A 13758-nucleotide genomic window follows, 5' to 3' on the forward strand; every position below is an offset into this window, starting at 1 on the left:
GACTGTGATACACCCCTTTTTGCGTTCATACCTACCGGTATTGCACATCTTTTCGATCGATTAAACACAATGGTTGTATGCAGCCGATAACAGGCACTCATTATTCCCTGATAAGTCCGACCTGAGCAGCATGAGGTCGGACTTATCAGGGCTTTTTAGCAGGCTGGTCAGGGCTTGATATAAAGGATTTCTGAGATCAGTCTTTGCTATACTTGACTGCTTTTGAGGTACGGAATTTTAAAAAATCCATAAAATTTTGTCGATTTTGGCGAAAAAATCGTCGCGCCTTCTCTGCCGCACTACCTTGCCCTCCAAAACAAACAACGTCATGGCAAAAGTAGACAAGAAAGGAATCGTACGCGGAACAGCAGGTTCCGTTGTATATCGCGGCTACCGCGAATTGAACATCATCCAGGGGAAACCCCGTAAATTCGAACAGACCAGTGCAAGCATCCGGGCCTCCACGGAGTTCGGTCTCTCCAGTACGACGGCGGCAGTAATCCGTCAGGCCTTTGAGCCGGCCTATGTGCACCGGGACGGCGAGGCGGTCAGCCGCAGCACACAGCTGGTGTACCGGGGGATTCGCAATAGCTTACGCGGAAGCGTTGGTCAGCGCGACTTGCATGATGCAGACCTGGAAAGCCTCATCGGGATGGACTTCAATATCCAAAGCCGTATGAGCGAAGTACTGCAGGTTAGCCAGCGGGTGGAGCGGGATGAGGAAGGTCGCCTAAGCGTTTTCATGGGAGCTTTGAACGCCAAAACTGACCTGAAGGTACCGCTAAGCATCAGTAAACCGGTGAGTAAGTACAGGCTCCGTTTCAGCCTGATCGGCTTCAATTTCAGGAAGGAGTACTACGAATATCTGGAAGTGAAAGACCTGGAGTTCCGCTGGCAGGGAAAGCTGGAAGCCCAGGAAATCCGCTTTGAAACCCGGCCGGAAGCGGATCAGCTGCTGATGCTCAGCGTATCCTTGCTGGCTTATAGCGAGACCAGGATGGAAGAAGGCTATGTATTGCTCAACAGCAAGGAGTTCAGTCCATGTTCGATAATCGCTGCTTTCCACGCGGAAGAACCGGGAGGGTACCCTACGGGACCTGTGAATATGAAACTTAATGAGGCGCAGCAACTAAGGGGAGCATCTATTCACAATATGTGTTATGAGGGAAACAGACTGCTAAGGGATCAGGAACGAAGGAAAGGGACAGTAACGCAGACAACGACAATAACCACAAAGAAACGAGCGAAGGTGGACGAAAACAACACGAATTTCCAGCCAGGGAAGCGGGTGTCGTTTTCTTCCAAATCCTAGATTCTACTCCGTTCTCTATTTCCGCGCAGTACTGGCCTTTATAAAAGAGCTCACTCCTTTCGGAATGATCTTTTTGATGCTTCCGTCTGCATTGTAATTTAGTGAGTCGATACATAATTGACGAAGCACAGCCTTTTCTTTGTTTGGCTTGAGGCGGTGGTAAAGGATGTAATCTTGCTTGCCTTCACGGAACACGGTATGGTGTCCGGGTCCGTAAGTGGTGCTATCCGGTGTCGTACTGAGAATAGGGTTGTCGTTAAAGTCTTTTGTTTGAAGCACTGCCAACTCGTCTGCACCCCATGGGTCGATGGTGGCGTAGATGTAATAGGTGTCTTTATCCTTGACAATTGTGGCGTCTGCAAAATACCCGCTGACTATGGGATTACTGATAAAGTTCTTTTGGGTCTGTGCCGTCGCCCGACTAATGGTCGCTGCGCTGAGCAGCCCAAGGAGTACTAATGTCTTTTTCATATTCCTTTTCTTGATGTATTACTTTAAGCCGGCCTTTGTTTCATCTGGTCGTGCCTGTATAGTTAAGGTCGCGGTTTTGAGTCCTGATGAACTGGCTTGTATTTTTATGTCCCCGCTTTCTCCGCTTGTCTGCACGATGACTTGTGCGAGACCACTGAACAGTTTTCTCTTCCAGGGATCTGCCGGTTTGAGGATCTGTATAGTGCCGGGATCGGTGTTGACCTTATCCCAATCGCGTTTCTTCGGAAGAGGCACCGCGATGACAGTCAACTCGTTGACTCCTGGCCTGAGCATAGCGTGGTTGAGCTTAAAGACATGACCCTCTTTTGAATCGTTAATGCTTTTGGCTATTTCCTTGCCGTTGATATAGAGGTGCTGATCTGTACCGATACTTTTGTAAAAGAAGGTAACGGTGGAAGCTTCGTAGTCTGGAGGAAGTTCAAATGTACCCCGGTGCATATAGGCGGCGGCAAGATTTTTATAGTCGCGACCGATGAAAGCATCCTTCCAGGTGCTGTCTTTATGATCGTTCAGATATTGCTGACCGCTCGCGACATCCGGTATTGCCTTTTCCATAATCCCGCTGATCCCCACATTTCTGATCTGATCAACAAAGTTTTCCCGCTCTAGTGAGGAAGGGTTGCCGTTGCCGACGCCGATAATCTTGCCTGGTCCGCTAATTGAGAAGCTGATCTCGTTCTCCGCTGTAGGTACAGGGATATTATTCTTATCGCCTACCTCTACGGTGATCACCGCTAAATCTTCTCCGTTTGCCTGCAGCGTGTTCTTATGTGCTGACAGCTTAATCTGGCTGGCTTCAGCGCTGGTGGTCCTGGATTCTGTCAGGATCTCTTTCCCATCCCTATACCCTATAGCTTCGAGCTTTCCGGCTGCATAGGGCACTTTCCATTGAAGATGTGAATGGAGCTTCATCGGCTTTTTGCCCAGACTCTTTTTATTCAGGAAGAGTTCCACTTCATTGCAATTGCTGTAAATGCGGACGTCGATCTCCTCTCCTTCCCTGCCCTTCCAGTTCCAATGAGGGAGAATATGCAGGACGGGCTGTTTTTGCCACCAGGATTTTAGATAAAAGACATTGTCTTTGGGAAATCCGCAGAGATCCATCATGCCGAAGTAGGAAGTTACCGATGGCCAGCCGTGAGGAGTTGGCTCGCCTCTGTAATCGAAACCCGTCCAGATAAACATTCCCGCCATGTATGGACGGCTTGCATAGAAGTTCCAGCCTTCTTCGATGCTATAGAAGCTCGGACGCGGCTTCTTATCATAGGCTGCAATATGCTGCCGGGCGGCATCATCCACATAGATTCCCCTTGTAGCGAAAGTTGATCCTTCCTCGGTACCCATCCCCGGCTGGCCGGGAAAGCGTTTGTAATGGGCATCGATATCACCGTTGCCGAGGTAGTTGTAGCCCATCACGTCAATCACGTCGGATATACCGCTCTGGAAGCCTCCGCTGACCCCTACTGTGATTGCGCGTGTTGAATCCAGACTCTTCGCATAAGCCTGCATCGTTTTGGCAATGCGTGCGCCGGTTTCGCTATTCTCTATGGCCCATTCTTCGTTTCCTATAGACCAGGCGATGACGCTTGGGTGGTTGCGGTCGCGCATGATGAGCCGCCTCATATCCCCCTGCATGTGCTCATTGGTGCCCATCAGACGATTTTCATTGATAACCAGCATACCCAATTTGTCGCATGCTTCAAGTAACTCAGGCGTTGGTGGATGATGCGAGCAGCGGTAGGCGTTGGCGCCCATTTCTTTCAACTTCCTGATGCGGTAATACTGCAGTTCATCAGGCAGAGCCGTACCTACACCCGCGTGATCCTGGTGATTATTGGTTCCTTTAAGTTTGACATGCTTGCCGTTGAGAAAAAAGCCTTCTTTGGCGTCAAAGCGGATGGTACGGATACCGAAAGGAGTTTCATACCCGTCGGATTCAGTAGAGCCCTCTATGATGGTGGTACTGAGCTTGTATAAATTCGGATTTTCGAGATCCCATAGCTTGGCGTCATTTACGGTTAATGAGATCGTGGTTTCCAGGTCTTTAAATGGCGACAGAGATATCTTCTCCTTACTTCCCCGGGCTACTTGCTTCCCTTCAGGATCGGTGATGATTTGTACCACCGTAAATAGCTTTCCGGTTGGTGATTCGTTACTGATTCTGGCCAGGGCCTGCACTTGTGCACTTGTCCCCGCAACTTTCGTTGTAACGAAGGTTCCGTTAGGGGCCACATGCAAGGGATCGTGTTTACTGAGCCAAACATGCCGGTAAATACCCGCGCCTTCATAATACCATCCCTCTTCCATGGTTGCATCTGCTCGTACAGCTATTACGTTGCTGCCCCCATAGTTCAGGTAGTCCGTAAGGTCATATCGAAAGCTGTTATAGCCGCTTTCTTCTGTACCCAGATAGTGACCGTTGATCCAAACCGCCGAATTCCTGAAGACACCGTCGAACTCAATGGATATCTTCCGGCCCAGATCCGACTCCGGGATGCTGAAGGTCTTGCGATACCAGCCCACACTGGCATCAGGAAAATTACGCCCGATGGCTTTAAAGCCGTGACTAAAGCTCGCTTTTTCGTTGAAATCCTGCTCTACGGCCCAGTCATGGGGAAGATTGAGTTTGCGCCAGGAGCGATCGTCGAACGCAGGATCGGCGGCGCCGTCACCATAGCCGGCCTTTGCCAGATAAGAGAAGTAGCCTGTTCCGGTATGGAAATCTTTCTCGGTCTGGTAAGGATGACCAAAGGAGAAACGCCAGCCGAAATCCATTAGCAAGCGTTCTCGCTTATTCTTAACTTCTATTTGTGCGTAGACAAAGCTTTGAAGCAGGGTCAGGCAACAGAGAAGCAGGCGTATCCCCGATATATTCATGGTTTATAGATCTAGGTTCGTTTTGGCTATCTAAAGATAGAAAGGTTCAGTGAATTACCTTAAAAACGGCGGATTTTTATGTCTGTAAATGTCTTCATCATCATTATCTTTGCCCCGATGTCAGATCTTAAATACAACCAACGAGGCGTGTCTGCTGGAAAAGAAGACGTACACAATGCCATAAAAAACATTGATAAAGGTTTATATCCGCAGGCTTTCTGCAAAATCATTCCGGATATCCTGGGTGGTGACGAGGAGTGGTGCAATATTATGCATGCGGATGGTGCCGGTACGAAATCTTCCCTGGCGTATGTTTACTGGAAGGAAACGGGCGATCTTTCTGTTTGGAAAGGTATTGCTCAGGATGCCATCATCATGAACATTGACGACCTGCTATGTGTTGGCGCTATCGATCAGATCCTGCTTTCTTCTACTATAGGGAGAAATAAAAACCTGGTTCCGGGTGAGGTAATTGCTGCCTTAATTAATGGAACGGAGGAAATTCTGGCTGAATTACGTGAGATGGGCATAGGCATTTACTCCACAGGCGGCGAGACTGCTGATGTGGGTGATGTGGTGCGCACGCTGATCGTGGATTCTACGGTAACTTGCCGCATGAAGCGCTCAGATGTTATCTCGAACCATACTATTCAGCCCGGTGATGTTATTGTTGGGCTTTCTTCCTCTGGTCAGGCAAGCTACGAAACGGAGTATAATGGTGGAATGGGATCGAACGGACTGACTTCAGCACGTCATGATGTGTTTGGCAAATCGGTTGCCGTGGCTTATCCCGAAAGCTATGATCCTTCGGTTCCTTATGAACTTGTATTTTCGGGAAGCAAAAAGCTGACCGACGAAATTGAAATAGGTCTGGGTAAAACGATGACAGCGGGCAAACTGGTACTCTCTCCTACGCGTACCTATGCGCCTGTGATTAAAAAGATCCTGGAAAGTCATCGTTCTCAGATCCATGGCATGGTACATTGCAGCGGTGGTGCACAAACCAAAGTATTGCACTTTATCGAGAACCTGCACGTTATAAAAGATAATTTATTCCCTCTTCCGCCGCTCTTTAAGCTGATCAAGGAAGAGTCGGGCACCAGCTGGGAGGAAATGTATAAGGTCTTCAATATGGGTCACCGTATGGAGATTTACGTTCCGCAAGAGCTTGCCGATGATATTATTGCTATCTCTCAAAGCTTCCATATCGATGCGCAGATTGTGGGTCGGGTTGAGGCTGCGGATAAGAAACAGGTAACCATCAAATCGGAATTTGGTGAATTCGTCTATCACTAACAAAACAGCAGAGTTTAAAGGTCTCCTTCATGAAGTTGGAGGAGGAATGAATCAGTATGTCATCGTTGTGCCGGAAGAGGTCTGCCTTGTTTTCAGGGAAGGCAAAGGCGCAGTGCGAATCCTATGTTCGATTAACGGAGCCGAAGAATTCCCTTGTGCGTTGAATCCGCGACAGGGTCGCTACATCATCATCGCCAGTAAACAGCTGATAAAAAAACTTAAACTCGCTCCGCATGTTCCTTTCAATGTGCGGGTACGCAGTGATGTGCATGACGGATTACAGCTTCCGGAGGAGCTGCTCGAGGTGCTGATTCAGGATGAGCACTTCAGCTTTGAGTTTGAGAAGCTTCTTCCGGGAGGAAAACGTGGATTGATTTACTATATCCGTTCAGCTAAAACTGTTGACACCCGCATCAAGCGTAGCCTGGAAATTGCCGAAAAGGTAAAGACTGGTACGCTGTATGGATCGAAACAAAACGACTGAGTTATGCAGGAAACAACAAAATTTGCAATGTCGCCTCAAGCCATTGAGGCGATACAGGATGGTGCTGATAAGAAAGTCATTTTGGCACAAACTTTTGAGAATGAAATCAAGCATGTGGAAGATCTGCTGATGGGATATCATTTTCGTGAGCGCGGCAGTGTGGATCATCTCGAGCTGGATACAAGCTCCATGACGGTGGACGAAGAAGGCAGAGGTTCGTTTATGGCGCGCTATATACTGGGATTATACAACGCCTGTGCAGATCTGGATCTGAGTGATAAGGCGAAGATGCAGATTGACTTTGAGGCCGACTTCGAAAATGGAATGATTACGCTGACCGGTGAGTTCTTTCCGGAGCGGGAGCCTGACGATATTTAATTTTAAGGATTCAGCGTATAAAAAAAGGCGTCTCTCCGGTTTGGATAGACGCCTTTTTCAGTGTTAAGCACTATTTCTTTTTGGCTTTCTTTGTTGTTTTGATCACCGGATCTTTGCGAATATCGAGCTCTGCAATGATGTTCTTGGCACCTCCAAGGATGTCAATGCACCATAATACATAACGGGAATCCACGCTGATGGTACGTTTGTACTCTTTATCAAATGCGATGTCGCCGGACATAGCTTCCCAGTTTCCGTCGAATGCAAGGCCGATCAACTCTCCTTCTGCATTGATGACCGGAGAACCGGAGTTACCACCTGTGATATCGTTATTGCTGATGAAGTTTACAACCAGGTCGCCGTTTGAATCAGCGTACTGACCGTAGTTCTTTGCGTTGTAAGCGTCGATCAGGTTTTGAGGTAAATCAAACTCCGCGTCTCCAGGAATGTATTTCTCCATAACACCATCGATAGTAGTGGTGATATCGTAAGTGATACCGTTCTTCGGGTTATAGCTCTGCACGTTTCCGTAGCTGATACGCATGGTGGAGTTAGCATCCGGGTACATCAGCTTTCCTCTGTTCTTCTCCAGAAGAGCCTTCATGTAGGTTTTATCCAGGGCTGCTTTCTTGTTTTCAAAGTCAGAGATTGCTGTACCGAAGTTGTTGCGGATATAATCTGCAGGCATCAGGTTGATCGCATATTTGTATCCTGGATCCTGCTCAATACCTTTCAAGCTTGGATTGCTCCAGAACGCTTTCATTTTCTCCGGGCGGATAAAGTTTGATTTCTCCCAAAGCTCATTGGCGAATTTCTGGAATGTAGCCTCCGGTGTTCCCTGCCAGTAATCCTGTGCGATAACCGTGTAGAACTTAGGATGCTGATTTTTTGGAATATCGTTGTAGAAAGCGGTAAGGATCTGAACGAAGATCTTCTTATCTGCCTGCTCATTGTACGTTTCTTCGTACTCTGCAATACTGGCATTCAGCTTATCCTGCGCTTCTTTCAAAGCTGCGGCATCACCTTTTTTGGATTCCAGCAGCGTTAATGCGGACTTAGCAGGAATAGCCTGTCTTACCCAGTTTGATGCAAAGAATCCTTCGTTGATGTATGTGCGTTGAATAGCAAAAGGCGCGTAGGCTGCGTAAACTTCCTGATAGTCTTTGATCAGGTTTGCATACTCAGGCTTGTTAGCTGCCCAGGCAGCAAACTCTTCTTCTTCTTTTACCTTCTTTTCGTAGATTTTCAGGCGAGTCAACTGTTCGGTCTGCCCGATGAAATACTTCCAGTAGTTAGCGATTTTTGCGTGTACAGAAGAAAGTTTCAGGCGGGTAGCCACATCTTTTTCCATCACCTCATCCCAGGCTTTCAGACGAATGTCGCGAAGCTTAACGATGGTTGGAGATGTTCTTTCGGTAGCAAGCTTTACGCCGCTTGATGTAAGAAAACGATCTGTTCTGCCAGGGAAACCATATACCATAGAGAAGTCACCATTCTTCAACTCCTTAATGGAGATTGGAAGGAACTTTTTCGGCGTGTAGGGTTTGTTGCTTGCTGAATAAGCAGCAGGCTTATTATCGGCTCCTGCGTACACACGGAAAACGGCAAAGTCTCCGGTATGTCTTGGCCACTGCCAGTTGTCGGTATCACCACCGAACTTACCGATTGACTGTGGAGGCGTACCTACCAGACGTATGTCAGTAAACTTTTCGAAGATGTACAGGAAATACTGGTTGCCCTTGTAGAAATCGCGTACGAAACCATCGTAATGTGTTCCCTTGGTAGCGTCGGCAGCAATACGTGCACCGGCTGCCTGAATAGCATCCTCTTTTTTGTCTTCTGCGATACCCTGGGTTGCGGCATTGATTTGCTCGGTTACGTCCTGCATACGTACCAGGAAGTTAACGAATAAGCCTTCGATTGCCTTTTCTTGTGAGTACTGCTTTGCCCAAAATCCATTGTCAAGGATATTATCCTGAGGAGTAGATTTCGCTACGATCGCTTCATATCCGCAGTGGTGATTGGTGAAGATCAAACCGTTTCTAGAAACGATCTCTCCGGTACAAAATCCACCGAAAGACACGATCGCATCTTTCAGACTCGCTTTGTTAACGTTGTAAAGATCTTCAGGGGTCAGCTTGAATCCCTGCTTCTTCATCTGTTCATAGTTCTTGCCGATGAGCATCGGCACCCACATCCCCTCGTCTGCTTTAACGGCCGAGCTGAAAAGCAGGGCGATAAGCAAACAGGATGTAATAAAAAAATGTATCCTTCTCATTTTTGTTAATTATGCTGCAAAACTAAGCATTTGCGCTATTTGATTATGCGTGTTTATCGAGGTTTATGTCTTATAAACTCAACGAAACGGATAGCGAACGAGCTTAACCTGACTATTGGCGTCTTTTTCATACATGGCCACGCAGTTTTTTTGATATTCATCTGCAGGTTTCTGCGTATCGAGCGATATACTAGCGGGTGATGGGCTCCCCTCCAGGAAAAAGAAGACCTTTGTTACGCCGTACTTGGTATGGGGCATGTAATTCCCGTAGGTTTCCATCTCTTTCCAGAGTGTATCTGTCAGACTAACCGAATAGAGACGTAGCACAGGTCCGGTATTGTTCTCGTTACGGGTAAAGCCGAGTTCCTTGAAACTGCCTTTCAAGTCCTCGACGCCCGGCTGGAAAAAGGAGTCTTTCATCATGTAAAGCAGTCCCGCGACAACGATCAGTATTAAGATATAATTACGTTTTTTAATCATCTACTTCGTATTGTATAAAAAAGGCTTGTCCGGATCAGCCGGAAACGACAGCATATATTTCACGATCTCTTCTGCCTCCTCGCGACTGATCTTTGGATGTGGGGGCATCTCTCTCCCACCCCAGACGCCCTGGTTTGGCTTCACGCCGACCTGTATGATATGCGCTAGATGAGCAATATTTGCTTCCGTTGGCGGATATTCGCCTGCCAGATGCCGGAATGAGGGACCAATGATGGTCTGATTTTCTGCATGGCATCCCCCGCAATCTTCACGTTTAAATAACATTTTCCCTTTCGCGAATTGTATCGTGTCCCCCTTTTCTGCAGCTGCTTTCGATTCAGGGCCGGAAGAAGAGTTACAGGAGGCAAATATAAGCGACGCCAGCGCGAGATGAGTTAGTTTAATCATATGCTGTCTTGTTTATGACTTTAAGAACAACATTGAACTCGTATAGTTGGAGAAATTCGCTTATCTGTTATATTGCCGTTACATTGACCGCTTAAAACTTGCGTTTTTCTATATATTTGAACTCAATACCTCGACTGCTATGCTAAAAGAAGAAAGACAAGCCTACATCATAAAACAAATAAACCTTCATAATAAAGTACTATCCTCGGACCTCAGCGTTCAGCTGGCAGTGTCGGAAGATACAATAAGAAGAGATCTCAACGAACTTGCTGAGAGCGGCAAGATTATGAAGGTTTACGGAGGGGCTTTGTCGAAATCTTTTCATTATCCTTTTCAGCAAAATGAGGTCTACGCAAAAGACGCCAAGAAGATCATCGTCCAGAAAACCATGAACCTTGTGCAGAACGGCATGGTGCTGCTTGCCGGCGGCGGGACTACCATGATTGAGTGGGCGCGATCTGTACCGGATAATATGGAGTGCACGGTGTTTACGGTTAGTCCCCTGGTTGGCTTGGAGCTAACGGAGCGTGCGGGCGTCGAAGTTATTCTGATAGGCGGACAGCTTTCCAAGAATTCTCATATCAATACGGGAGCGCTGACGATTAATCTCCTTGCAGACATCAAGGTAGATCTGTGTATTATGGGCACTAATGGCCTTTCCTACGACGCCGGAATAACTGAGTCTGACTGGGAAGTAGTTCAGGTGAAGAAGGCCATGCTAAAGTCGGCGCAGAAGACTGCTGTCATCAGTATCGGTGAAAAGCTGGAGTCTGTTCAGAAAATGAAGATATGCGGACTGAATGCTATTAATTACCTTATCACCGACCTGGATCCAAAAGACGCTCAGCTTAAGAGATATGCTGAAGCTGTTCAGGTTCTTTAAAACCTGAACCAGCTTTTATTGATTGCAGTTTAGATACACTCGTTCAGAAGGTAAATAAGGGACTTATAGTTTTTACCTACAGCATCTGACATAGCCATTTCGCAGGTCTTGGATGTAGAATAATAACCTTCATAGTCTTTCTGCTTAACTTCCAGAGCTTCAGGCATAGTTGCCGAGCGTGTCAGCTCAGGGAAGAGAAAGCCTCTGTCGCCTGCCATTCCGCAGCAACCCGCATGGAGGGGAACATCCACAACCTCAGCCATCTGACGGGCGATGCTGACAAACTTCGCTTCAAGTCCCATATGCTGCAGGGAACAAACCGGGTGAAGTACAATGGCATTCTTCTTTTGTCGGATGGTAAGTTTTGGTAATAAATAATCACTGATATAATCGATACTGTCGATTATGTTTAAAGCGTCATAACGTTGTTGATTTTCGGGATTCAACGCTGGCCTGCAGCCTTGTAAGGTATGGGTGCAGGAAGTAATATCAAGCACGACAGGATACTGACCATGATCGGTCCAGTTCCAGAGTTTTTCTATAGTTTGGTTAACGGTGTAGTTGTAGGCGTCTTTGAACCCTTTGGATGAGAATAGCTGTCCGCAGCAGGTACCGGCTATATCATCTGGTATCCAGAAACCGACATCTGCCTTCTCTGAAACTTTTTTAAATACGTCTACTATGCTTTCTTCTTTATCGGCTGATCCTCCCATATTCCGTGAAATACAGGTGGGGAAATAAATCGCGACGGTTTTTTCTGATTTGATGTTTGAGGAACCGTAAGCCTTGGTATCAACAGACGCATGCAGCTGGTTGCTCCACAGCGGCATAACGGGAACCACCTTTTTAATAGCACCCGTGGTTTTGACAAGCGTATTCGCGCCAAGGATCTTGTTCATCGCGTTACCTGCCTGAAGGGCAAGCTTTACAGCTCCCGCTACCGGACGGAAGTTCTTAGCAACCATCATAGCCATACTGTTGGCAAAATCGCTATGGCTTTCTCTGCGCAAGCGTTTGACAAGGGAGCCGGTATTGATATCGACGGGACAGGCGGTGGCACAGAGGCCATCTACCGCGCAGGTTTCCAGTCCGTCATACTGGTACTCTTTTAGTAGTTCTTTATAAGCCGGAGTTTTTCCCTGCCTTTTGAGCCGTAACAGCTCACGTCTGACCACAATGCGTCTGCGGGGCGTGAGAGTGATGTTTCTGCTCGGACATTTGTACTCGCAGAAGCCACACTCCATGCATCTGTCGACCTCTTCCTCCACTTTTGGCAGCTCCTTAAGGTTCTGTATGTGGGCGTTTTTGTCAGCATTGATAATAACTCCCGGGTTCAAAAGATTCTCCGGGTCGATAACGCTCTTTAGTGACCTCATCACTTCGTAGATCTCCCCTCCCCATTCTGTGCTGACAAATGGCGCCATATTCCGGCCTGTGCCGTGTTCAGCTTTTAAAGCGCCATCGTATTTTTTCACAACAAGATCGACTACATCCTGCAAAAAGCGATCGTAGCGATCCACTTCAGAAGGGCTTTCGAATGACTGCGTGACCACGAAATGAATATTTCCGTCTTTAGCGTGTCCGAATATGATGGCCTGATGGTAACCATGGGCCTTAAATAAGCCGTGCAGATCGAGAATAGCATCACCAAGTTGTGCCACCGGGAAGGCAATATCTTCCAGGATCACCGTGCTCCCACTGGCTCTTACCGCCCCTACAGCAGGGAACATGCCTTTACGGATTTTCCAGAGAAAAGCCTGCTCGATCGGGTTCGTGGTGAAGACTGGTGCGTTGAGTGTAGTCAACTCCGGTGCTACAGCGAGAAAGCGTTCGCTTTTCTCATCGAGTTCCTGCTGGGTGTTTCCCTGATATTCCACCAGCAGGGCTGCTGCACTTTCAGGCAGGGTTTTCAGCACATCGGGTAACCCGGGGATATGCTCCACGGAACGAAGTGACGCGCGATCCATCAGCTCAACGGCTTCAGCCCCCGAGTTGGTTAGGGGAACTATGGCTCTGCAGGCTGCGAAAATATCGGGGAAGTAAATGAGAGCAGTCGACTTCATTGGATAATCGGGCACCGTCTGCATCACTGCTTCAGCGATAAAACCGAGTGTTCCCTCCGCTCCTATGAGAAGGTGTGCGAGGATATCCATCGGCTCATGATGATCGATGAAGGCATTGACCGAATATCCGACCGTATTTTTGGTCTTGTACTTATTACGAATACGCGCATAAATCTCGGGATTGCTCCTGATCTGTTCGCGCAAGGCGATCAGCGTGTCGAATATCGCTGGATTCTCCAGGCGGAACCTGCCATAGTCTTCTTTAATTTCGGTTGAGTATGACAATCCGTTCGGTAAGATGAAACGAATATACCGCGTGGTGTGATAAGAGTTGCGGCTGACTCCGCAACACATTCCACTGGCATTGTTGGAAAGGATCCCTCCCATCATCGCCGAATTGATACTGGCAGGGTCGGGTCCGATCTTCTTTTTATACTTTTTAAGTTGTGCGTTGACAACGGCTCCTGTAACGCCGGGTTGAACCCTCACGGATTCTCCGGAATCTTCGACGCGGACCAGGCTCCAGTACTGACTGAGATCTACGAGGATCCCATCAGTAATGGATTGTCCGGACAAGCTTGTACCTGCTGCACGGAATGTCAGGGGAATACGATGCTCATGTGAGAAGCTAAATAGTCTTTTGACCTCCTCTTCTGAGACGGGCTGGACTACCGCTTTCGGCAGCAGGTAATAAAACCCCGCGTCTGAAGCATAAGACACCACATCAATCAGCCTCGCTTTAATCCTCGCTTTAGGCATGACCTGCTCGAGCATCGTTCCTATATTCATAAAAAGTCGTACAATTTA

General features: G+C 47.7%; 11 protein-coding genes. 5 read left to right on the forward strand and 6 right to left on the reverse strand.

Annotation, left to right across the window (positions count from 1 at the left end):
* The first annotated feature begins 328 nt into the window (after positions 1-328).
* The gene (locus B0I27_RS08930; RefSeq protein WP_106292884.1) at positions 329-1312 is read left to right on the forward strand and encodes a hypothetical protein; all 984 of its coding nucleotides are present in this window, start codon (positions 329-331) and stop codon (positions 1310-1312) included.
* A gap of 15 nt (positions 1313-1327) precedes the next feature.
* Here the strand turns inward: B0I27_RS08930 and B0I27_RS08935 are convergent, their stop codons facing one another.
* Both B0I27_RS08935 and galA read right to left on the reverse strand, forming a co-directional pair.
* Positions 1328-1783, reverse strand: a complete 456-nt coding sequence (locus tag B0I27_RS08935) for a family 43 glycosylhydrolase (protein ID WP_106292885.1) — start codon at positions 1781-1783, stop codon at positions 1328-1330.
* Positions 1784-1801: 18 nt separating this feature from the next.
* Positions 1802-4681 carry a beta-galactosidase GalA gene (gene galA / locus B0I27_RS08940; protein WP_106292886.1) on the reverse strand — a complete coding sequence of 960 codons (2880 nt, stop codon included), beginning with the start codon at positions 4679-4681 and terminating at the stop codon, positions 1802-1804.
* Positions 4682-4798: 117 nt separating this feature from the next.
* On the opposite strand from galA, the gene B0I27_RS08945 reads away from it, so the two are divergent.
* From B0I27_RS08945 to B0I27_RS08955, 3 genes are read left to right on the forward strand one after another with little or no spacing between them, the layout of a single operon-like run.
* Positions 4799-5977, forward strand: a complete 1179-nt coding sequence (locus tag B0I27_RS08945; RefSeq protein WP_106292965.1) for an AIR synthase related protein — start codon at positions 4799-4801, stop codon at positions 5975-5977.
* Positions 5958-6461, forward strand: a complete 504-nt coding sequence (locus tag B0I27_RS08950; protein WP_146133106.1) for a YdeI/OmpD-associated family protein — start codon at positions 5958-5960, stop codon at positions 6459-6461. Before B0I27_RS08945 ends, B0I27_RS08950 begins: the two co-directional genes overlap by 20 nt.
* A gap of 3 nt (positions 6462-6464) precedes the next feature.
* Positions 6465-6839, forward strand: a complete 375-nt coding sequence (locus tag B0I27_RS08955; protein ID WP_146133107.1) for a hypothetical protein — start codon at positions 6465-6467, stop codon at positions 6837-6839.
* A 70-nt stretch (positions 6840-6909) separates the two neighbouring features.
* On the opposite strand, the gene B0I27_RS08960 is transcribed toward B0I27_RS08955, so the two are convergent.
* From B0I27_RS08960 to B0I27_RS08970, 3 genes are all read right to left on the reverse strand, one after another.
* Positions 6910-9117: a S46 family peptidase gene (locus B0I27_RS08960; RefSeq protein ID WP_181276724.1), complete on the reverse strand. Its 2208-nt coding sequence runs from the start codon at positions 9115-9117 to the stop codon at positions 6910-6912.
* 78 nt (positions 9118-9195) lie between these two features.
* A complete protein-coding gene (locus B0I27_RS08965) occupies positions 9196-9597 on the reverse strand; it encodes a hypothetical protein (RefSeq protein ID WP_106292889.1) in 402 nt (133 codons plus the stop codon).
* Positions 9598-10005, reverse strand: a complete 408-nt coding sequence (locus B0I27_RS08970) for a c-type cytochrome (RefSeq protein ID WP_106292890.1) — start codon at positions 10003-10005, stop codon at positions 9598-9600.
* A 139-nt stretch (positions 10006-10144) separates the two neighbouring features.
* On the opposite strand from B0I27_RS08970, the gene B0I27_RS08975 reads away from it, so the two are divergent.
* Entirely contained in the window at positions 10145-10888 is a 744-nt protein-coding gene (locus tag B0I27_RS08975; protein WP_106292967.1) for a DeoR/GlpR family DNA-binding transcription regulator, read from the forward strand.
* Between the two features lie 29 nt (positions 10889-10917).
* Here the strand turns inward: B0I27_RS08975 and B0I27_RS08980 are convergent, their stop codons facing one another.
* Positions 10918-13740: an FAD-binding and (Fe-S)-binding domain-containing protein gene (locus B0I27_RS08980; protein ID WP_106292891.1), complete on the reverse strand. Its 2823-nt coding sequence runs from the start codon at positions 13738-13740 to the stop codon at positions 10918-10920.
* Between the last annotated feature and the right edge of the window lie 18 nt (positions 13741-13758).

The sequence above is a fragment of the Arcticibacter pallidicorallinus genome (genome assembly GCF_003002875.1).
Lineage (GTDB): Bacteria > Bacteroidota > Bacteroidia > Sphingobacteriales > Sphingobacteriaceae > Arcticibacter > Arcticibacter pallidicorallinus.

Coding starts and splice junctions, on each gene's coding strand:
- B0I27_RS08935 (WP_106292885.1), bottom strand. CDS start 1,783: ATGAAAAAGACATTAGTACTCCTTGGGCTGCTCAGCGCAGCGACCATT.
- B0I27_RS08980 (WP_106292891.1), bottom strand. CDS start 13,740: ATGAATATAGGAACGATGCTCGAGCAGGTCATGCCTAAAGCGAGGATT.
- B0I27_RS08975 (WP_106292967.1), top strand. CDS start 10,145: ATGCTAAAAGAAGAAAGACAAGCCTACATCATAAAACAAATAAACCTT.
- B0I27_RS08955 (WP_146133107.1), top strand. CDS start 6,465: ATGCAGGAAACAACAAAATTTGCAATGTCGCCTCAAGCCATTGAGGCG.
- galA (WP_106292886.1), bottom strand. CDS start 4,681: ATGAATATATCGGGGATACGCCTGCTTCTCTGTTGCCTGACCCTGCTT.
- B0I27_RS08930 (WP_106292884.1), top strand. CDS start 329: ATGGCAAAAGTAGACAAGAAAGGAATCGTACGCGGAACAGCAGGTTCC.
- B0I27_RS08960 (WP_181276724.1), bottom strand. CDS start 9,117: ATGAGAAGGATACATTTTTTTATTACATCCTGTTTGCTTATCGCCCTG.
- B0I27_RS08965 (WP_106292889.1), bottom strand. CDS start 9,597: ATGATTAAAAAACGTAATTATATCTTAATACTGATCGTTGTCGCGGGA.
- B0I27_RS08970 (WP_106292890.1), bottom strand. CDS start 10,005: ATGATTAAACTAACTCATCTCGCGCTGGCGTCGCTTATATTTGCCTCC.
- B0I27_RS08945 (WP_106292965.1), top strand. CDS start 4,799: ATGTCAGATCTTAAATACAACCAACGAGGCGTGTCTGCTGGAAAAGAA.